Source organism: Alteromonas sp. ABH4_457 (assembly GCF_056160625.1).
Genome location: NZ_JBSWXN010000007.1, coordinates 159,780 through 179,318, shown reverse-complemented (window position 1 = coordinate 179,318; position 19,539 = coordinate 159,780). Strand labels below are relative to the sequence as shown.

General features: G+C 48.6%; 16 protein-coding genes. 5 read left to right on the top strand and 11 right to left on the bottom strand.

The features are described 5' to 3' along the window. The first annotated feature begins 96 nt into the window (after positions 1-96). Complete coding sequence (locus ACXAGR_RS18580; RefSeq protein ID WP_474852145.1) at positions 97-750, top strand: dUTP diphosphatase; 654 nt, start codon at positions 97-99, stop codon at positions 748-750. Between the two features lie 65 nt (positions 751-815). On the opposite strand, the gene ACXAGR_RS18575 is transcribed toward ACXAGR_RS18580, so the two are convergent. Then, a complete protein-coding gene (locus tag ACXAGR_RS18575; protein ID WP_474845609.1) occupies positions 816-1,211 on the bottom strand; it encodes a hypothetical protein in 396 nt (131 codons plus the stop codon). Positions 1,212-1,302: 91 nt separating this feature from the next. Continuing rightward, positions 1,303-2,979, bottom strand: a complete 1,677-nt coding sequence (locus ACXAGR_RS18570; protein ID WP_474851850.1) for an AMP-binding protein — start codon at positions 2,977-2,979, stop codon at positions 1,303-1,305. Between the two features lie 191 nt (positions 2,980-3,170). Between ACXAGR_RS18570 and ACXAGR_RS18565 the strand changes: the two genes are divergently transcribed. Next, positions 3,171-3,626 carry a (2Fe-2S)-binding protein gene (locus ACXAGR_RS18565; protein ID WP_474852143.1) on the top strand — a complete coding sequence of 152 codons (456 nt, stop codon included), beginning with the start codon at positions 3,171-3,173 and terminating at the stop codon, positions 3,624-3,626. Then, a complete protein-coding gene (locus ACXAGR_RS18560; protein WP_474851849.1) occupies positions 3,623-5,881 on the top strand; it encodes a xanthine dehydrogenase family protein molybdopterin-binding subunit in 2,259 nt (752 codons plus the stop codon). The genes ACXAGR_RS18565 and ACXAGR_RS18560 overlap by 4 nt, the downstream gene beginning before the upstream one ends. Before the next feature lie 67 nt (positions 5,882-5,948). Here ACXAGR_RS18560 and ACXAGR_RS18555 read toward each other — a convergent pair whose 3' ends face one another. From ACXAGR_RS18555 to ACXAGR_RS18520, 8 genes are all read right to left on the bottom strand, one after another. Then, positions 5,949-10,112, bottom strand: a complete 4,164-nt coding sequence (locus tag ACXAGR_RS18555; protein WP_474851847.1) for an EAL domain-containing protein — start codon at positions 10,110-10,112, stop codon at positions 5,949-5,951. 262 nt (positions 10,113-10,374) lie between these two features. Further along, positions 10,375-11,682, bottom strand: a complete 1,308-nt coding sequence (locus ACXAGR_RS18550) for a ribonuclease J (RefSeq protein ID WP_474852141.1) — start codon at positions 11,680-11,682, stop codon at positions 10,375-10,377. A gap of 143 nt (positions 11,683-11,825) precedes the next feature. Beyond that, on the bottom strand, positions 11,826-13,991 hold the full coding sequence (locus ACXAGR_RS18545; RefSeq protein ID WP_474851845.1) for a S46 family peptidase: 2,166 nt from the start codon (positions 13,989-13,991) through the stop codon (positions 11,826-11,828). 172 nt (positions 13,992-14,163) lie between these two features. Beyond that, positions 14,164-14,397: a DUF2789 family protein gene (locus tag ACXAGR_RS18540; protein ID WP_303574528.1), complete on the bottom strand. Its 234-nt coding sequence runs from the start codon at positions 14,395-14,397 to the stop codon at positions 14,164-14,166. A gap of 58 nt (positions 14,398-14,455) precedes the next feature. Continuing rightward, positions 14,456-14,821, bottom strand: a complete 366-nt coding sequence (locus ACXAGR_RS18535) for a DUF2750 domain-containing protein (RefSeq protein WP_474845599.1) — start codon at positions 14,819-14,821, stop codon at positions 14,456-14,458. Between the two features lie 8 nt (positions 14,822-14,829). Next, a complete protein-coding gene (locus tag ACXAGR_RS18530) occupies positions 14,830-15,981 on the bottom strand; it encodes a peptidase M16 family protein (protein ID WP_474851843.1) in 1,152 nt (383 codons plus the stop codon). Positions 15,982-16,228: 247 nt separating this feature from the next. Next, positions 16,229-17,062, bottom strand: coding sequence for a LysR family transcriptional regulator (locus tag ACXAGR_RS18525; RefSeq protein ID WP_119500988.1), 834 nt, complete (start codon positions 17,060-17,062; stop codon positions 16,229-16,231). Between the two features lie 126 nt (positions 17,063-17,188). After that, positions 17,189-17,353, bottom strand: coding sequence for a hypothetical protein (locus ACXAGR_RS18520; RefSeq protein ID WP_474845595.1), 165 nt, complete (start codon positions 17,351-17,353; stop codon positions 17,189-17,191). A gap of 316 nt (positions 17,354-17,669) precedes the next feature. On the opposite strand from ACXAGR_RS18520, the gene ACXAGR_RS18515 reads away from it, so the two are divergent. Together ACXAGR_RS18515 and ACXAGR_RS18510 are read left to right on the top strand one after the other, a co-directional pair. Continuing rightward, positions 17,670-18,026, top strand: coding sequence for a MaoP family protein (locus ACXAGR_RS18515; protein ID WP_303574533.1), 357 nt, complete (start codon positions 17,670-17,672; stop codon positions 18,024-18,026). A 223-nt stretch (positions 18,027-18,249) separates the two neighbouring features. Continuing rightward, complete coding sequence (locus tag ACXAGR_RS18510) at positions 18,250-18,999, top strand: PRC-barrel domain containing protein (RefSeq protein ID WP_474851841.1); 750 nt, start codon at positions 18,250-18,252, stop codon at positions 18,997-18,999. Between the two features lie 44 nt (positions 19,000-19,043). Here the strand turns inward: ACXAGR_RS18510 and ACXAGR_RS18505 are convergent, their stop codons facing one another. Further along, a complete protein-coding gene (locus tag ACXAGR_RS18505) occupies positions 19,044-19,364 on the bottom strand; it encodes an ArsR/SmtB family transcription factor (RefSeq protein ID WP_119500985.1) in 321 nt (106 codons plus the stop codon). Positions 19,365-19,539 lie beyond the last annotated feature (175 nt).

Here is a 19,539-nt window from a genome sequence, read left to right as displayed (position 1 = left end):
GCAAACGCACCAAGACAAGGCAACTTGCCAGTGCTTTTCTCCCGTATGCTGTTCCTATACAATTCTGTCATCCTGACAATCGTTATGAAGAAAAACATGTTAAGCCAACAACAACTCGCCACCATGCTCTCGCTGCAAAATAAAATGAATACCAAAGTGAACCCTCAGTGGTTAACCGCCGGATATGGTTACCTGCGTGCCGCGATGGTGGAATCGGTAGAGGCTATTGAGCACCACGGCTGGAAGTGGTGGAAAGCACAACAGAAAGATTTACCTCAGTTACAGATGGAGCTGGTAGATATCTGGCACTTTGCCCTGTCTGCAAGCATTATTGATTATCAGGGTGATGTGCAGGCATCCGCTGATGCACTGGCGGCACAACTTGCACAGACTTCAGTGCAAGTGCAGTTTGACGGCACAGATTATCACCCGGAGCAGCAATCACTGCTGGATAACCTGGAACTGATGGCCGGTCTTTGTGCGGCAAAACGTTTCAGTGTGCCATTGTTTATGCATATCGCCGGTCAAAGCGAAATGAGTAGTGATGAGTTGTTTCGCCAGTATGTGGGTAAGAATGTGCTGAACTTTTTCCGTCAGGACAATGGTTATAAAGCCGGAACCTATATTAAAGAGTGGCAAGGCCGGGAAGATAATGAACACCTTGTGGAAGTATTAGCGGCGCTTGATATCAACCACGAAGGCTACGCTGATCAGGTTTACGCAGGACTGGCAGAACGCTATCCTGCCTGAGAATAAATCATAGTAAAAAGCTCACTTCTTAGTGAGCTTTTTACTTTTTCATCCGGGCTAAGAGGCTATTCAATCAGACCCCTGGCCTTTGCCATAGATTCAGCTTCTTTGCATGAAGCGGGTTCATTTAAGTCTTCAAACTCACTGCAGTCAACATCAAGCATCTCATTAAGACACTCTGTACTTTTCTCCACTATGTCTTCGTGCGCAGCAAATTTCTCTTCGAACATTTCAGGTACATATTGCTGACACATCTGGTCGGCCATACCTTCTACCATCCCGCGCATTTGAGGGGGAACTTCGCCGCCCATTTCTTTTTCCATTTCCAGCGATATACACACTTTCAGCTTGTCGCAGAACGCACCGGCTGCTTTCATGTAGTCAGCAACGTCAGCGTGTGCTGAAGCAGATAAGGCCAGTGAAGCGAATACTAATGTGGCGGGTAATACATTCATTTTCATAAGCGTTCCTTTGCATGCCGGGCCCCGGCGACCCGGAGAGTTTCAATAGTAACAGAGAAACTGAAAACTGTATTAAATTTAACCAAAAAATTTAGTTAATCCACACAACCGGTTCCCGGTATCCGGCCAGAATCACTGACTTATACCGCTCCTCCAGCACATGTCGCTTCACTTTCAGCGTGGGGGTGAGTAACCCATTGTCGATGGTCCACTCCTCATTGATCACCAGCATATGATCAAGCTTCTGATGGCTTTCCAGATTGCTGTTTACTGCGTTCAGTGTGCTTTGCAAACGGGTTTCCAGTGTCAGTTTGGGTTGCTTAGCTGCTTCCTCCGATAACACCAGTAAGGCCACCGGTTGAGGCAATCCGGTACCGACGACACACACCTGCTCAATTAAATCATTCTCCATGATGCGGGCTTCAATAGGCGCCGGCGTCACATATTTTCCTTTTTCTGTTTTAAATATATCCTTCAGGCGTCCGGTAATTTTCACGTACCCTTCGTTGTCAATTTCTCCCTTATCACCGGTTTTTAAATAGCCGTCAGGGGTCAGGACTTCTGTCGTTTTTACCGGATCCAGGTAATACTCCACCATATTGCAGGGAGATTTAACCTGAATTTCGCCTTCACTGCTGATGCGGATATCCACACCTTTATAGGCCTTCCCAATTTTACCTATTTTATCCTGCCGGAACGGTACGCAGGCAGACCCGTATGCACTGTTTTCCGTCATTCCCCAACCTTCACTGATGGGAATACCAATCTTACTGAACCAACTGATAATTGCGGGAGCCAGTGGTGCTGAACCACTGGCAAACAAGCGTGCTTCTGATAAGCCCAGCCCCTGCTGTATCTTCTTTTTCACCATGGAATTGATGAAAGGTATAGCTAACAGCAAAGACAATTTTTTCTGCGGCATTTTGCCAAGCACACCATCTCTGAACTTGGTCCACAGACGCGGTACAGAAATAAACAAGGTGGGCTGACAATGTTTTACGTCCCGCTGGAAGGTATCAAGGGATTCGACAAAGTGGATTTTTCCGCCGGAATAGAAACTGGCCAGTTCTACCAGTACCCGTTCGGTTATGTGCGCCAGCGGCAAATAACTCATCATCCGGTCAGTGGCACAAAACGTCAGCGCATCCAGTGAATTAGCCGCAGCCCAGCAGATACTGCGAAAGCTGTGCACCACACCTTTAGGCTCGCCGGTGCTGCCGGAGGTGTAGATAATGGTCATTACATCATCAAGATCTCGATCAGGCGAGCCAGCTAGCGGTTCGCAGGCAATAAAGGCATCCCATTGCTCGCTGGCAGGGATCCCGGGATAAGGCATCGCTACAGTATGCAAGTCAGCCGGCACAGCAGGTAATTGTGTATCGGGCTTATCCAGTTTGCCGATGAACAAGAGCTTAATATCTGCATGGCGAATAACATAATTCAGTGTATCCCCGCCGGCAGAGGCAAAAATGGGTACCGAAATATGACCAGCCATCATGATCCCGAGATCAACGACAAACCATTCCGCGCAATTTTTAGCGAAAATACCTATACGGCTGCCGGCAGGCAGTGACAACTCAGTTAACCGGCGGGCAACCCGTCTTGCAAGACCGGCAACCTGCGCGTAGGAATAAGGTTGATAATGACCATCTGAAGGCTGAACAAGAAAGGTATCGGCGGGCCGGGTATTTTCCCAATGGTACAGCATGGCCAGAGGGCTATACTGAACTTGCTGATTTTCATTTACGACGGCTAGAGTCATTGACATTACATCCGTTTTTATTGCTATTGTATCGCAGAGATTAACATTAAATTCACAAAGCGGTTATATAAATCTAAGCGTTATTCATGGTTAATCATAGTAGATACTGACACTTACACCACTTAAACCAGTTAACAGGCATACATTTTTCGCTCCCGGCACTGACCAGGGAACAAGGAATGAACAAACAAGGCGAAATCATGAAAATTACAATTAATGGCAAAACTCAGGAGTATGACGGCGAACCGGCCATGCCCCTGCTGTGGTACATCCGTGATGATCTGAAGATGACCGGCACGAAATACGGCTGTGGCATGGCACTGTGCGGCGCATGTACTGTACATCTGGATGGTCAGGCTACGCGTTCCTGTCAGTTACCCATGTCTGCAGCAGACGGTAAAACAATCACCACAATAGAAGGGCTGGATGAAAATAATGCTCACCCGTTACAAATTAGCTGGGCGAAAGAACATGTTCCCCAATGTGGCTACTGCCAGAGTGGTCAGATTATGCAGGCAGCTTCCCTGCTTGCCTCTAATCCTTCGCCTGATGACGCAGACATTGAACGGGCCATGTCGGGCAATATTTGCCGGTGCGGTACGTATACCAGAATTAAAAAAGCCATTAAAAAAGCAGCGGAGGCAGGAAAATGACTACGTCTGACTTGAAACTGTCACGCCGCTCGTTTCTGAAAAAGTCTGCCGCTGCCGGTGGCTTTTCCCTGTCCGTGACATTGCTGCCGGCCACTCACGCTCTTGGTGCAGAAATGGCCACATCAGCAGAGCGTCTTGCGCCGAACCTGTTTGTGTCTGTCAGTGAGGAAGGTGTGATTACTGTCACCTGCCACCGCTCGGAGATGGGTCAGCAAATCCGCACAGCCATTGCGCAAATCATTGCTGACGAACTGGATGCCGACTGGTCCAAGGTCAAGGTGACTCAGGCAACAGGCGATCCGGTTTACGGTGACCAGAATACAGACGGCTCCAGAAGTATTCGCCGGAATTACGACCGGCTGAGAACAGCAGGCGCTACCGCTGCATTGATGCTGAGGCAGGCCGCAGCAAAAGGCTGGGGAACCGACAGCAGTGAGTGCATTTGTGAAAACCATTACGTAGTACACAAGCCGACAGGCCGCAAAGCCGGCTTTGCCAGTCTGGTTCCTGTTGCAGCAACCTTGTCTGTCCCTGCCGAAGCAGATGTCACTGTTAAGGAAAAGTCCGCCTTAAAATACAGCGGCAAAGGCATGGCCAGCGTCGACTTACCGGATGTAGTAGCCGGCAAAACCGTATATGGTCAGGATGTGCAACGTGAAGGTATGCTTACCGCTGTCATTGTGCGCCCTCCTGTCATGTTCACGACGGTAAAATCGCTGGACGACAGCAAAGCGAAACAGGTCAAAGGCGTAAAACATGTTATCACCATGCCGGCTGCTGCTGCGCCGGCCATGTTTAATCCGTTAGGTGGCGTTGCTGTCGTAGCCGCGTCCACCTGGTCTGCCATGCAGGGCGCAAAAGCGCTGAACATTCAGTGGACACAAAACGAACATAGCCATTATCAGTTTGAAGATGAAAAACAGGCGCTTATTGCCTCAGCCCAAAAAGGCGGCGAAACCGTCAGGTCGAAAGGAGATGCTCCGGCTGTACTGGCATCGTCAGACAAGGTCATTGAATCGACTTACTTCGCCCCCCTTCTCGCACAGGCGCCTATGGAACCTCCTGCGGCAACAGCACACGTACAGGGTGATAAAGCTGAAATATGGGCATGTACGCAAACACCTCAGGCTACCCGTAACAACGTGGCCGGCGCCCTTGGGATCCCGGCTGACAATGTAACGGTCAATGTGACCTTGCTCGGTGGCGGTTTCGGACGTAAATCAAAGCCGGATTATGCTGCTGAAGCCGCGCTGCTTTCAAAGCAAACCGGCGCTCCGGTAAAGCTGATCTGGCGGCGGGAAGACGACATTCAGCATGGCTATTATCACAGTGTGAGTGCCCAGCACCTTAAGGCTGCGCAGGATGAAAATGGAAAAACGCTGGCCTGGCAACACTGCACAGCATTTCCCTCAATTTCCACCACCTTCGCCGGCGGGGTTACCACACCATCAAACGGCGAGCTGAGTCTGGGATTCATGGATAACCCGTTCAGCATCGATAATATGTTGCTGCAAAAAGGTGAAGCGGTTAATCATGTGAGGATCGGCTGGTTACGCAGTGTATGCAATATTTTCCATGCCTGGGCAGTGCAGAGTTTCGCTGACGAACTGGCCCATCACGCCGGTCAGGATCCCAAAGCCCATTTACTGTCCCTCATTGGACCTGCCCGCCTGATTGACTTAAAAGCGGAAGGTGCGGCGTATGAAAATTATGGCGATCCCATTGAAAAATACCCTGTAGATACTGGCCGCCTGATCAATGTGATTGAAAGGGTGACGGCCATGGCAGACTGGGATAAACGGAAGTCACAGGGTCGCTACCTGGGCCTGGCAGCTCATCGCTCATTTCTAAGTTACACTGCAACCGTGGTGGAAATAGAAGTAAAAGAGGACGGTACGTGGCATATTCCGGCTACCTGGGTCAGTATTGATGCCGGCACCATCGTAAACCCGGAACATGTACGGGCGCAGTGTGAAGGGGGGTCGGTATATGGTTTGAGCTGTGCGCTGGGGCAGATTTCAGCCACAGACGGGGCGATAGATCAGAGTAACTTCCACAACTACACCGTGGCACGCATGCAACATGCACCGGCACACTTTGAGATTGATATCGTTGACAGTGATGCACCGGCAGCCGGTGTCGGTGAGCCACCGACGCCGCCATTTACGCCGGCGCTTTGCAATGCGTTATTTGCCGCTACCGGCCAGCGTTTTAAAACCTTGCCGTTACCGTTAAAACTCAATCTGAAAAGCTAAGTGTTGAAAAAGCAAAATGCCTGTACTGAGTACAGGCATTTTGCCGGTTATGACAGACGAATAGCAGCTACCATTGCCGGTTCAGTAGCTCAGGCACATATTTCGCCTCAACAGGGCGGGAATAATAATAGCCCTGGTGGTAAATACATCCCTTCTCAAGTAAATATTCTACCTGTCCGGCTTCTTCTACCCCTTCAGCGACACAACGCATATTCAGATTAGTTGCCATTTCTATGGTCGCGAGCACCAGCGCATCGTTACTGCCATCAGGCTCAATGTCATCGACAAAACTTTTATCGATTTTTAGTACCTGAAGGGGGAATTTTTTCAGATAACTCAATGATGAATAGCCGGTACCAAAGTCATCCAGTGCCAGTATAAATCCTGCTTCGATAAACCGGTTAACTTGACGGAGAGCACCTTCCGCATCATCCATCAGGATCCCTTCAGTAAGCTCGAAGCGCAATGCACTTCTTGGCAAACCGGCCTCATCCAGTAAGGCTTTCACACCGTCAATATCGAACTCGGTTTTAAAGTGTAAAGCTGACAGGTTAATTGCCACATACCCCTCAAAGCCGTCCGCATACCACGTTATGAGATCATCCACGGCGCTCTGCATGGCAGCACGGGTCACATCAATCACATAACGTAATTCTTCCAGTACCGGAATGAATTCGGACGGGTATAAAGGAGGATCATTAAGTGAGCAACGAAGCAGTAATTCGACGCCGACAGTTTTGCCGGTTTTCGCATTTATGATGGGCTGATAATGATTGTAAAAACACTGTTCCTGCCAGGCTTTTTTCACCCTGTTTTCCAGCTTAAGTCTGTCGCGGACTTTGGCATTCATATCTTCAGTGAAATAACTGAAGCCGGACACAGTATCTTTCTTCGCCGTATACATGGCCACATCTGACTGTTTCAGCAACTCAGCGGGCTCAGAGGCATCTTCGGGATAAAAAGAAATCCCCACACTGGCAGACACCCGCACCACTTCGTTGCCAAGGGCGATAGGGGTTTCAACGGACTCAATCAGGTGCCCCACAAACTCGCCGACTTTCTGCCTGTCAGTAACATTTTCAGTCACAATAACAAATTCATCACCGCCCAGTCTGGCTACAGTATCGTCCGGTGATGCCAGGTTCAGCATGCGGTTGGCAACAATCCTGAGTAATTTATCGCCATAATCATGCCCTAAAGAATCATTAATGCCTTTAAACCTGTCCAGGTCGACGAACAATACCCCCACTTCGCTACCATGGTGATTGGCACGCTCAATGGCCTGTTCAAGCCTTTCGAGCAACAGTGTCCGGTTAACCAGACCGGTAAGACTGTCGTAGTTCGCCACTTTAATAAGCTTTCTTTCGGCGTTTTTCTGCTCCGTAATATCTGACATGATAATGAGGTAATGGTCGATTTTATCCGCATCAGTCATCGTGCCGGTCACAGAGACTTCAACCAGTACGTCATAATGGCGGCCATCAGCACCGGTGAGACTTTCTTCGCTCTTCCAGAACTCGCCGGCTTTCAGAACAGATAATTTTTCTCTTAACGTTTTACCCAGTCGCGGCGAGTTCTCAAACATACGATTCAGCTGGCGTTCCAGTCCCTTGTCGCTGTCGAGCCCGAATGCTGCACAGCATGAAGGATTCACAGCCACCGGCATATAGGCGTTGTCGAAAATCATTACCCAGTCACGGGTGTGCTGAAACGCGTCACCGAACAAACGCACCTGGTGTTGCGCCTGATGTAAGCGGTTTTGCTGACGCTGCCGGTGAAAGAGATAACTGGCAAGTAAAACCAGCAGAAAGCAAAAATAAATACTGTAAGCCACCGGTGAACGTAGCGGCGGATACGGAATGGTAAAAGACAAAGAAGCCGGCAGCAGCACCACATCGTTGTCCTGCTTTAACGGGGACACATCAAAGTGATATTCGCCCGGAGACAGGAATGCAAATGTGACACTGCCATTTTTGGAGACCGACTCACTGACCACCGAATTTTCTCTGACGAGCTTATAGCGGAATGTTGTATCGCGGCTGTAACTGGACGACAGCGCAGTGAACTGAATAGTAATGCCGTAATCGTCATGATTAAACGTAACATGTTCACCGCTAAGGTTTCGCATGGGTTCATGGATCATGCGGGAGTCCAGCAACACGTTGCTGATCACCATTTTTTTCACGCTACGGGCCCGTTGCTTTGCTTTATCCAGCAATTTTTCCGGATCAAACAACACGAATCCTGCCGTAGAACCAAATGCCAGCCGTCCGTCACTAAGCTTTAACGCTGCGCCATCATTAAACTCAGAGACTCTGATGTCTTCCCCGTAACGGTACCGCTCTACGGAACCGGAAAGAGGTGAATAACGCCCGAGGAATCCATGGGTAGTAAACCAGATGTTCCCGCTTTCATCTCCGGTGAGGCTGTAAACAATGTCTGTGAACAACGACTCTGTTCCGTTCAGGTATGTTTTCACAGCAAAGGTTTCAGCGTCTAAACCCACCATGCCGTAACTGGGAAAGCCCAGCCAGAGTACATCGTGACTGTCGACCATGAAGCTGGTAACCGCGCTGATATTATTGCGTTCCTTTTCAGGAAACCGGTAGACATCGCGGATCCCGAAATCCGTGGTATCTACCATCAGAACGGCGTCTCTCACTGACAAGAAGATCTTGCCGGGGTAGCGCTTATCTGCGCCAAGAAAGGTAAAGGAATAATTGGCGTTAATGCCTTCGATATCAAGCGGCAGAGATTCCAGTTTTTCTGTGGCCGGATCGTAGCGCCAGAAGCCCCGGGAAATAAAATAAATGCGGCCTTCGTTGTCCGTTGCTGTGCCAAAATTCCAGTCATTTAAAACTTTTTCAGCCTCCGGTGTATGTGACGGCAGCGGACTGATTTCTCCGGTTTGCTTAGAGAACATCCGCAGTCCTCTGTATGTCTCCAGAATTAAATTGTCACCCGGCGCAGGATAGATATTCATGATAATACTGACATCGCTGCTGTTGGCGATATCATCTTCACGAAGGAAATGCCGGCTTTCTTCTGTTTTAAGATTGAATGCTGTTAATCCGTTTTTGGTACCCACCCAGAGAATGTCGTCTTCCTGCAAAAATGACCATACGGTGTTATCTGCCACGACCGCCTTATCGTCACGAATGGTGTTCTGATACGTCTCGATACCTAATGGCTTGGCATACCAGAACAAAAGACCACCATATACACTGCCCATCCATAAGTTCCCCTGCTCATCAGACAACAAACTCCGGATACTTTTGTCAGCCAGCGCAATAATGCCTGCATGGGGATAAAGAATATGGCTGTTTTGCCACTGGTCATTTTCACGATACAACCTGAACAGTCCCAGGTCAGTGCCCAGCCAGTACTCTCCGTTACCGGCCGGTGTCATTGTCCAGATATTGCGATCTTTAACGACACGGCTGCCCTGAACCTCAATAACATCATCATCTTTTTCGGTAAGGTCAGTCACCGGGATTGAAAAAAGCCCCCCTACCGTGCCGATAAATAATGTATCCGGAGAAGGGGTATATAAGGTTTTTGTATTAACAGAAAGATTGGAGATATCGCCGGCAGGCAGATAGTTGAGAGTTTTAAGACTTGCCAGCCCTTTTGACAGTGACATAACTTCCAGGCCGTAACTTGTGGCGATAAAGAGCTGGTCGCCCATACTCTTTACATCCCTGATTACGTTCCCCTCTCCGATATGCTCTTTGGTAAGACGATACAGTTCAGTACTTTCACCGGTTTGGGGATAATATCTGATAATGTGCTGTTCCAGCGCCACCACCATAGAACCGTCCGCCAGTTCTTCGAAGGCATCAGCACCCTGGGTCCAACCTTCTTCATCAAAATAACTGACTCTGCTGACCAGTTGGTAACGGTTACTGTTTAAATCAAAAAAATAAACGCCGTCAGAATAAGTGGAAACCCACAGACGATTGCTGCTGTCGACAAACAAATTACGGATTTCGTTGTTGACGAACAATCCGTCAGGACCTTCCAGGGTAACAAAGCGGTAACCGTCCCAGCGGCTCACGCCTCCTTCTGTCGCTACCCAGATAAATCCGTCACGGTCGCGTACGATATCCTGAACCTTGTCCTGAGCCAGACCATCGGCGGTACCGAGCTGTAAAAAAGTGGGATCTTCGATAAGAGGAGCGGCATTCACCGTGCCGGTAAGAAAAAACAGAATAAAAAACAACAGTGTCATTAATTGTTCCCTGATGTCCGGGAACTTGCGCATTATTTTCATTGTTATCATCAGGTGTCGTTTCACTTCGACATGAGAGGCCTCACCGGGCCTGACAACTTCGCCGTGCACCGTTTTTTTACCGGTCAGACACAGCGAACCGCAATTGCTATTTGTCTATGGTGTGCAGTTTAACGATTCTGCACATAAATGAAAGCGGCACTGCCTGACCTGAGGATAAATTTACATACCTCATTGAAAAATAAGAAGCTGTTAATACGTGTCAGTCCTTTTCCCTGATAGGGATCCGGCCGGCTTTCACCGCGCCGCGTTTGATACCGGCCTGAGGAGCGAGACGGTAAAGATCACCATTGGTGCCCACATAGGTTTTCCGGATACCGCATGATTTTGCAATATCTGCATGGGCCTGCAGATGTGCAGCTTCGCCATGTACAGGAATGGCAATTTCCGGCTTCACCCAGTGATACATAAGCTTAAGTTCTTCAGCACAGGGGTGACCGCTGGCGTGAACCGGCAACGGGCTGTCTTCACTGAGCAACGTACTGACTCCCATGGCCGCAAAACGGGACAGTAACCGCTCAACCGGCTTTTCGTTACCGGGTATCACTATGCTGGAAAAAATAATATGATCGCCTCTGGCCAGCTCCAGTTGCGGATGACTGTTTGTTGCCAGACGGGAGAGCGCAGCCCGGGGCTCTCCCTGGCTGCCTGTTGCCACCACCAGCACTTCTTCGGGTGGTAAGTAGCCAATATGTTCTGGATCTGCCAGCGTAATATCTTCCGGCCAGAAGCCCTGAGCCCTGGCAATGCTGACCATGTTGATGAGTGAGCGGCCAAGCAGGGCAAGGTAACGCCCGGTCCGTTGAGCAACCCGTGCCAAAGAAATCAATCTGGCTATGTTACTGGCAAAACAGGCTACCACGACTCTGCCCTTCAATGGCTTGATGACTGATAACAAGCCATCGAAGCAATTACGTTCAGACAGTGACATGCCCGGCTTCAATGCATTGGTAGAATCCCCCACCATGGCCAGAATGTTTTCGTCCTGCAGGGCCTGATACAGTGTGTGCTGAAAAGGCTTGCCTGACACAGGCTGCGCATCGATTTTCCAGTCAGCGGTATGAAAAATTTTACCTGCGGAGGTGTCTATCAATATGGCGTAGGGATCAGGAATGGAATGAGTAATAGCCAGCCAGCGCACGGTGAAAGGCCCAATCGTGCGGGTGGTGTTTTCCGACACTTCTATAATTGGCACCCGCCCGGCCATATTTTCCCTGGCCAGTTTACGGCGCAGCACTTCGGCAGTAAACGGCGTGGTATAAACCGGACAACGAAACCGTTGCCAGATGTAAGGAACCGCACCGACGTGATCTTCATGAGCATGGGTTATCACCAGCCCGGCCAGTTGCTCTTTGCGGGAGGTGATAAATTCCGGGTCCGGCGCGACAACAGAAAATAAGGCATCTTTTGTGACGCCCGTTTCAGCGGCCGGATACAGAGGCTCATTAAATGAGACGCCGCAATCCACCATTAACCACTGTCCGTCGTGTCCATAAAGATTCAGGTTCATGCCAATTTCACCGGTACCGCCCAGCGGAATAAACCATAAATCATCTTTTGCCGGATTAAGTGAGCTGATAATCACCTCCCCATCAAGAAGTTAAAATAAAAACGGCCTGTCAATCACAGGCCGTACGTAGTCAGAACGGGCAATTATTTCACGATGGTCATTTCATCAATGAGATTGGTTGCGCCGTCTACATATTCCATTACCCACAGCATGTATCGCGCATCAACATGAATAGTACGTGTTGTACGGGGATCAAAATCCCAGTCTGAGTTGACACTTTCAAATGTACCGTCGAACAACAAGCCAACCAGCTCAGCATTGGCATTCAGCGTTGCAGAGCCTGAGTTACCGCCGGTGGAATCCAGATCGGTAAGGAAATTGACCGGCACACTATTAATACTATCCAGCTTATAAGGTCCGTACTGCTTTTCTTCAATCAGCGACAACAATTTTGCCGGTGCATTGAAGGGACTTTCCCCGGTGTCTTTCTCTAAAATACCTTCAAGACGGGTAAACGGTTCATAGATTAAACCGTCTTTTGGCGAGCCGCCGAGTACATTTCCGTAAGTCACCCTCAGAGTACTGTTGGCATCAGGGTACGCCAGATTACCTTTTGATTTCTGCCAGTCAATAATGGCTTGCATATACAGAGGCTGCAAGGCAGCAGACTGCCCCCGCAGCGCTTTTGTGGCATCTTCTATTTGCATTTCAGTGTCATATAACGCCACAGCAAGACGAATGAAAGGATCTTTACTGCTCTCAAATTCACTGCGACCGGCCTTAAGCCAGTTTACCCGCATTTCAGTATCTTTCAGTGTAGTTTCACGATAAAAAGTATCCAGTACTTCATCCAGGTTTCCTTTATCGGCAGCGGCCTTCAGACCCATAGCATTGTCAAAGGCTTTTACCCGTGCATCTTCAGGCTGAGCCATATAAAGAGAAATCATTTTTTTCCATACCGCTTTATCAACAGTGGCATCGAAGCGGCGATCAACCCGTGTCAGGCTTTCTTCCAGCCGTGAACGGTCCCGATCCTGAAAACCCGGTAAATGTTCAGCATCCGGCTTCTCACTTTCTATTGCATTGCGGTAAAGCTGTTTCGCCACTGACAATAGCTGTGCGCGAGACAAATTTTTATACCAGAAATTTTGCTTGTTGTTTCTGATGCGCTCGTCCATGACACTATCCAGTTGACTGATATTGTCAACCAGGGCATTTTTACCCTGCGACGTTAGCCAGGAAGTCAGAGCCTCTTCCCTTTCGGCGCGGCGCGAAACCAGTCCCACCCTCTTAGCGCCTTCAAGTTGTCCCTGTATATTTTTCAGGAAGTTATTCAGGCTGGCGAGTAAGGCATCATATTTTATCCGCGCATCACTGCCCTCTTCAGAGGCGCCCTTGATGGTATCAACCCACTGCCCTCCCAAATCAAGGTTCGTTGGATACAACCAGTCAAACGTATAGGAAACCAGTGAATGTCTGGCATAACGGTTTGTCGAACCGGGATAACCTGCGGCCATAACAAAATCGCCGTCATCCAACCCGGCTGCAGAGACCTTCAGTATTTGTGCAGGCTGATAAGGGACATTATCTTCACTGTAGTCTGCCGGCTTTCCGTCCGGTCCAACATAAGCGCGGTAAAATGAGAAGTCCCCTGTGTGGCGGGGCCACATCCAGTTATCAATTTCCCCGCCGTATGTCCCGGTAGACTCCGCCGGTGCATAGGCTATGCGTACATCGCGTATTTCCATTTGCTTGATTAATTTATATTCCAGTCCCTGGAAAAAAGCCGGTACGGAACAACGGTATCCGGGCTCTGCTTCGCATTCAGCAATAATCGCCTTGCGGTTTTGCTCAATGGCATCGTATCGTTCCCGCCCCTGTAAATCCTCACTGAGCATGCCGGTCACCTGACTGGTCACGTCGGTAAAATCCACAGTAACGAACATGCGCGTGCCGGGCGCGGCCGGCAACTCATCTGCCAGTTCCTTTGCCAGAAAACCGTTTTCCAGATAATTGTTATCAGGTGTACTGTTGTACTGCACTGAGCCCCGGGCACAGTGATGGTTGGTAACGGCCAGACCCTGTGCGGAAACGAAGGAAGCAGAGCAACCGCCAAGGGAAACAATCGCGCCCATGGGAAAACCGGTTAAGTCAGAGAGTGTTTCAGGGGAAATCTCCAGACCGGTATTTTTAAGATCACCGGCTATTTGCGGGAGCTGTTCAGGGGTAAACATACCTTCTTTTGCCAGTGCCGGAAGCGCAGCACAGCAAAATGCTACTGACGCAGCAATGATTGTTTTTCGGGACATCTTGATTCCTTTGCTTTTTTCCGTCGTTATTATACGTCCTTAGTTTACCCGGCAGACGTCAGAATGGAAATTGCAAAAGGAGACTGCATCGCGATGAGACGCTAAAGAGTGTGTGAAAATGTGTCAGGGAAGAGCTAAAAAAAGCCCTGTCAGATGCAGGGCGTGACTTTATTTAATGATGCAGTTCAGCATTCAGTTGATCGATGATTTCGACCCATTCAGCATCCTCCAGCAACGCACTTCTCAAGAATGTAGCCTGTGCATCATTCCAGAAAGGTGCATCTTCAATGTGTCTGCTGTCGTTCAAACCCCGGTGTTTTTCGACAAAACTTTCCATCGCTTCATCGCTGTTGTCCAGACCCAGTTGAGCGAACAGATCCTGCATTGTGGGTTGTTGCAATAACATGCGCTGCTCCTTTTATTCATTTCTGATACGGTTTTAACGTAAGAGGCAGCAACTGCGATCAGCCTTTTGCGGCGAGAATTTTCTCTGCCATGACGTCCGGCTCAATAATCTCGCCTTCTTCGCCCGGTACAGGGCAAACCATGACCACCAGCGCGTCTTTCAACAGGCCCGGTGTCCACTTTTGCATCCAATCCTGCAGGGAAATGCGTAACGGCTCACAGTGAGACCATTCATCCGTAGCCCAAAGTGCAGCCAGCGCCTCATCGGGCCATACCGGCACACCGTCTTCTTCATCAGAAGTGAGCATCACACAACCATCGTCATCTTTTAAGATCCACACCTCGCCATGTTCAATGACGGATTCAACGGTGGCCTGCAGGCGTTTTTCAGCACTGACTTCCAGTAGAGGGTGAGATAAAGACATACATTTCCTTACAGAACCGGCAAGCGGTTATCTGACTTAAATTTTTCAGCGTCCGGCTTATCATCCTGTGTTTGATATTCCGGCTTTCCGTTACCCGATGATAATGAATCTGCCATGGGATTTCTCTCCACAGTATTGCCAGACCGGACGACTGATCTTTGATGAATATAGCTGATATATTGGGTCAGACTTCTTTCCTGCAAGTCAAAAGCGTAAAGATTTGCTAACTGATTAATTAATTCACCGCGCTGGTGTTGCATCAACACAAAACTGGAAGCAGGTTTATCCCCTGCCGTTAAGCGTTTTTCCGGCGCAAAAGCTGCTGTTACCCGGCTGGCCGGCGTTGCCACTTCACGGTGAACTAACGTGTAGCCGGCATAGCGGTTTTCACCGGCGGAAGCACCTGCGTTTCCTGCCGGCATGCCGGCAAATGCCTGTCGTATGGCCTGTTCCAGTTTACCCGGCATAAAATCACCTGCCACAAAGAGTCTGGCGCGGCTGGCCACCAGTGTGTCAGTCAGATAGTTGCGGATATCATCGCCGGTGATGTTCAAAAATGAAGCCGCTTCCGGTTGCACTGTCCCGCGGCTTATATTACCGGTCTTAATACCGGTAGCTTTTTGCAAACCGGCAATTTCATAGTTCCGCCAGTGTTCTGCTTTTGTTCTTGCCAGAATGTCTTCATCAATACCGTTATAGCGTACAGCCTGTGCCAGCACATTAGCCGCTTCCACAGCTTTTTCGCCGGACGTATCCACGCTCACCTGACTGGTACGGGCGCCGCTGACCAACCGGAGATCACCGTTAAAATCTGACAAAGCGGGATTTGCTGCCAATACGTCGAAAGCCAGCGCAGGTAATCCGGGCAAAGGTTTATCAGGATACCGGTTGGTATCAAACTGCAAATGTAAGGTGACGGCGGCGGCTGTATCCATGGGCAGCATGACCACGTTAAGGCCATTTTCCAGGGTGAACGTTATCGCGCCCTGAGCAACAGAATTGAACACTTCGCCGTTGGCAGGCTGTAGCTGTACCACACTGGTAACAGATGAGGAATATTTCCACGGAACTGGTTCCGCAGAGACAGTTTCAACAGAGGCTGTTACCGCCCATGAGGTCAAACACGTGGTTACCAGACCCCATATTTTCAGACAACGCATGCTTTTACTCCTTCCATGGCCGCATATTCTGTCAGTCAATACAGTATTAATAGTGATTTGGTTCTCATCTGTGCTAAATCCGTCAGACACAGAGATAAACGGTAACTTTTAATCCGCCAGCCTGGCGAAAGTTTAACCGTATGCGGGTATCATAACCCAAACAGAATTAAATTCCAGATTCAGACTGGTATTACGCCAGTCTGACGATGTAAATAAAAAGGTGAGTGACCGGACGATACAGGTAATATCACACTTGAGCGGATGTGAGTAAATCGAGCAGTGCGGGTAGCCCGGGACGTTTAACCGATTTCATTGTATTAAGATAAACCGTCGCAGAGAGATCCTCAAAAGTACTGACACAACGGAGTTCCCCGGCCGGTAACAGTTTTTTTGCAACCGATTCCGGTAACAACGCAAAGCCGCCTTCTTCAGTAAGGCTGCTGGCAGCCAGCCGGAGAGAATTTGTACTGAGTCTGGCATCACGGAGCTGAGGACTGATTTGCTGTAACTTATCCCTGACTTTGCTGCCCCACTCTACAGACACATAGGTGTTCGGCGCGGGCTCTTCTGCTTCAGTACCATAAGCAAACATAGCAAGGGGCTCACACAGCAACTCGGTACTCAGAATTTCTTCAGACTTCAGCGGTTCTGAAGACAATGCAATGTCGATGGTTCTTTCATGAAGCTGACGGGATAAGCTGTCCAGCGTAAGCACTTCGGCTTTTACAGACCAGTCTGGAAATGCCTGATGAACTTTTCCCAGCACAGACGTGAACCCCATTTCACTGGCCAGCTGGGTAGCGGCGCACACCACAAATTCGCCGGATTCGGCTTGCAGTTCCCGTTTGGCGTCTTTTAGCGTGTCGGTCAGTTGATGCGCGAAAGGAAGGAGTTTCTCACCAGCCTGGGTCAATTGAATACTGTTGCGGTGGCGTATAAATAAAGTGGTCTGAAAATACTCTTCCAGCAATTTAATTCTGGCGCTGACAGCAGATTGCGTCAGATAAAGATTCTCTGCGGCTTTACCAAAATGCCGGGTCTTAACAACTTCAAGAAAGGTAGATAAAAAGCGGATATCCATAGATGCTACACAGCGAGTCACGTTACAGGGTATACGGTCTCACAGCTTTCTATGGTTGTAAAACAAAAATGTACACAACGCATCAGAAAACTGATGCGTTGCTCAGATAACATTAATCGCGTGTTATCAGTAACTTTCCTGGTGAAGCCTTCGCTGTTTTTCGCGACGCTGAACGTCACGCTTTTGCTTAGTTTTCACCTGATGACGACGGTCCTGGCTTTTTTTGCCGTGAAGGTCACCATCTTCTACCGAGTCCCATTCTTCACGCTGGTAACGATAGTCTTTACTCATTGCAGTCTCATAGTTATTGCCACATCTCCATTATCAGTGTGCTGACAAAAATGGGAAACAAAAATTAATCATCGTGACGATGAATAATTTCACTGAACAAAAATCAACCACCCTCTATTCATTAGCTACCTCAATAGTGTAGCGTTAAAGGGCTAATTTCCCCGTTGAGCCCGTTTCCCGGACTGCTCACGGTGCTTGTCGTCCTGACAAAAGCACATTCAAAATTATTTATCTTAAAGGTAAAAAAAATTTGTTTCCCATGATGTTTTTATTGATTTAAAAGTCTGCTGAGTTTACTCCTTTTCGAGACTTCGCCATGAAAACGTTTGATATCCGACCAGCTCCAAAGCCCTTCATCGACAGGGTAAAATTTCCGTACGGTTTTAAAAAATCCGGAGACTTCAGTATACCAGAGGCCGACTTGCTGACACGTTACGGTAAAACTTTGTGTGATCTGGAATCAGGCACAATACAACCTGAATCCGCTGATGAAAAACACTTTGTCGCTTTCATTTCCGGTACTGTTCCGGCTGAGAACGGACTGGAAAAAGCGTGGCAAAAGTACGTACACCTAGCCCGTGGAAAACGTAACTTCTACACGTTACACAGTTCGGCCAGCAACGCGGCCGAATTTGATGATGACTACTCAGACGAAACATTCGACGTCGCCTGATTCATCTTCACAGTCATCTTTATGAACCTGCCCGGTTTCTTTCACGGAACCGGTCAGGTTTTGCTGTTTTATTCACGCCTTAACTTTTTACTTTTTCCCGCAGCTTTTTGTGATCTTTTTAGATTGCCTGTACGAAACAGCATGTATACCCGTGCAATCTCAGTACTTGTAAGACCGGGATTTCACTGCGCTTATGGTTTAAGCAGGCAAAAAGGACAAAAAGATGATTGCTTTTAATACCCTGACAAAATTCGGAATTCATGCCACTGACGGCGACATTGGTCAGTGCAAAGATGTTTTGTTTGATGATCAGGATTTCGTTATCCGCTATTTTGTGGCCGATACACACAAGTGGCTGCCCCTTGGCCGCAAAGTTGTACTCTCCCCCATTTCACTTACTGAGGTGAATGACACAGAAGAAAAACTCTATGTGTCTATGACCAAAGATGCTTTGAAAGAAAGTCCGTCCATCGACGACCACAAACCGTTATCGCGGGAATACGAAGAAATCTTATTTAAATATTTCGGTTACGGCTATTACTGGACGGGACCGGGTGCCTGGGGCGACTTCTCACATCCTACAGAGCTTGTTGATCAGCAAAGTATGCAGGACGACATGGACAGCCTTGAAAGCAAGCCTGAAAATCACTTACGGTCCTGCGACGAAGTAAACGGGTACGATATCAGTGCGCAGGGCGAGGACACAGGTCACGTATGTGATTTTGTCATCGACAAACGCAACTGGGCCATTCAGCTTTTCATTATTGATACACGAAACTGGCTGCCCGGCGGGAAAAAAATTGCGCTCGCTCCCGCGCTGATAAAAGACATCGACTGGTCGACGCATAAGATTCATGTGAACGTCAGTCATGATGACCTGATGGCATTACCGGAAGTGGATGATGACCGCCTTGATGACGCCGACTACCTTGCGTCTCTGGCAAGTAAACCTTTAATGACAGATCGAAAATAATAAAGGCGGCAGCCGCCGCCTTTATTCAATAAGAACCGGAGATGTCACTCTGCAGCACAGAAGAAACCATAAAGCAGGCCTATAGTCTGCTTCACTCTGTCGTCAGCAAGACTATAGTAAATTGTTTGCCCGTCACGACGGGTGGCCACCATGTTGGCCTCACGTAAAAGTGCCAGATGTTGAGAAAGTACCGGCTGAGTTACCGGAATCCGGGTCAGTAAATCAGATACAGAAAATTCATCATTTAGCAGAGAACACAACACCATAAGGCGGGTTTTGTTCGCTAATTGCTTTAAATATCGCTCTGCCTCGGAGGCATGGGATAATAATTCTTCTGTGTCAATGTTATTTGCAGTCGCTGTCATTAGTAGTACTTCTTTATTATTTATTTGTGGGTATTAAAGCGTAAATGATTCTCACTTATCAACAATGTTCATCGTAAATAACATGCGTTCCAAGGTATTACCACTGTTTATTTACCGCAAGCTATATTAAATTTAGCTTATATTGTAAAATTTTATCACTCTCGGGGGACATGAC

What these genes read in the sequence shown, in the direction of transcription:
- ACXAGR_RS18550 (WP_474852141.1), bottom strand. Translation starts at nt 11,682, where the DNA reads ATGAACCTGAATCTTTATGGACACGACGGACAGTGGTTAATGGTGGAT.
- ACXAGR_RS18530 (WP_474851843.1), bottom strand. Translation starts at nt 15,981, where the DNA reads ATGCGTTGTCTGAAAATATGGGGTCTGGTAACCACGTGTTTGACCTCA.
- ACXAGR_RS18535 (WP_474845599.1), bottom strand. Translation starts at nt 14,821, where the DNA reads ATGTCTTTATCTCACCCTCTACTGGAAGTCAGTGCTGAAAAACGCCTG.
- ACXAGR_RS18570 (WP_474851850.1), bottom strand. Translation starts at nt 2,979, where the DNA reads ATGTCAATGACTCTAGCCGTCGTAAATGAAAATCAGCAAGTTCAGTAT.
- ACXAGR_RS18515 (WP_303574533.1), top strand. Translation starts at nt 17,670, where the DNA reads ATGAAAACGTTTGATATCCGACCAGCTCCAAAGCCCTTCATCGACAGG.
- ACXAGR_RS18545 (WP_474851845.1), bottom strand. Translation starts at nt 13,991, where the DNA reads ATGTCCCGAAAAACAATCATTGCTGCGTCAGTAGCATTTTGCTGTGCT.
- ACXAGR_RS18510 (WP_474851841.1), top strand. Translation starts at nt 18,250, where the DNA reads ATGATTGCTTTTAATACCCTGACAAAATTCGGAATTCATGCCACTGAC.
- ACXAGR_RS18560 (WP_474851849.1), top strand. Translation starts at nt 3,623, where the DNA reads ATGACTACGTCTGACTTGAAACTGTCACGCCGCTCGTTTCTGAAAAAG.
- ACXAGR_RS18525 (WP_119500988.1), bottom strand. Translation starts at nt 17,062, where the DNA reads ATGGATATCCGCTTTTTATCTACCTTTCTTGAAGTTGTTAAGACCCGG.
- ACXAGR_RS18540 (WP_303574528.1), bottom strand. Translation starts at nt 14,397, where the DNA reads ATGTTATTGCAACAACCCACAATGCAGGATCTGTTCGCTCAACTGGGT.
- ACXAGR_RS18520 (WP_474845595.1), bottom strand. Translation starts at nt 17,353, where the DNA reads ATGAGTAAAGACTATCGTTACCAGCGTGAAGAATGGGACTCGGTAGAA.
- ACXAGR_RS18555 (WP_474851847.1), bottom strand. Translation starts at nt 10,112, where the DNA reads ATGACACTGTTGTTTTTTATTCTGTTTTTTCTTACCGGCACGGTGAAT.
- ACXAGR_RS18580 (WP_474852145.1), top strand. Translation starts at nt 97, where the DNA reads ATGTTAAGCCAACAACAACTCGCCACCATGCTCTCGCTGCAAAATAAA.
- ACXAGR_RS18575 (WP_474845609.1), bottom strand. Translation starts at nt 1,211, where the DNA reads ATGAAAATGAATGTATTACCCGCCACATTAGTATTCGCTTCACTGGCC.
- ACXAGR_RS18505 (WP_119500985.1), bottom strand. Translation starts at nt 19,364, where the DNA reads ATGACAGCGACTGCAAATAACATTGACACAGAAGAATTATTATCCCAT.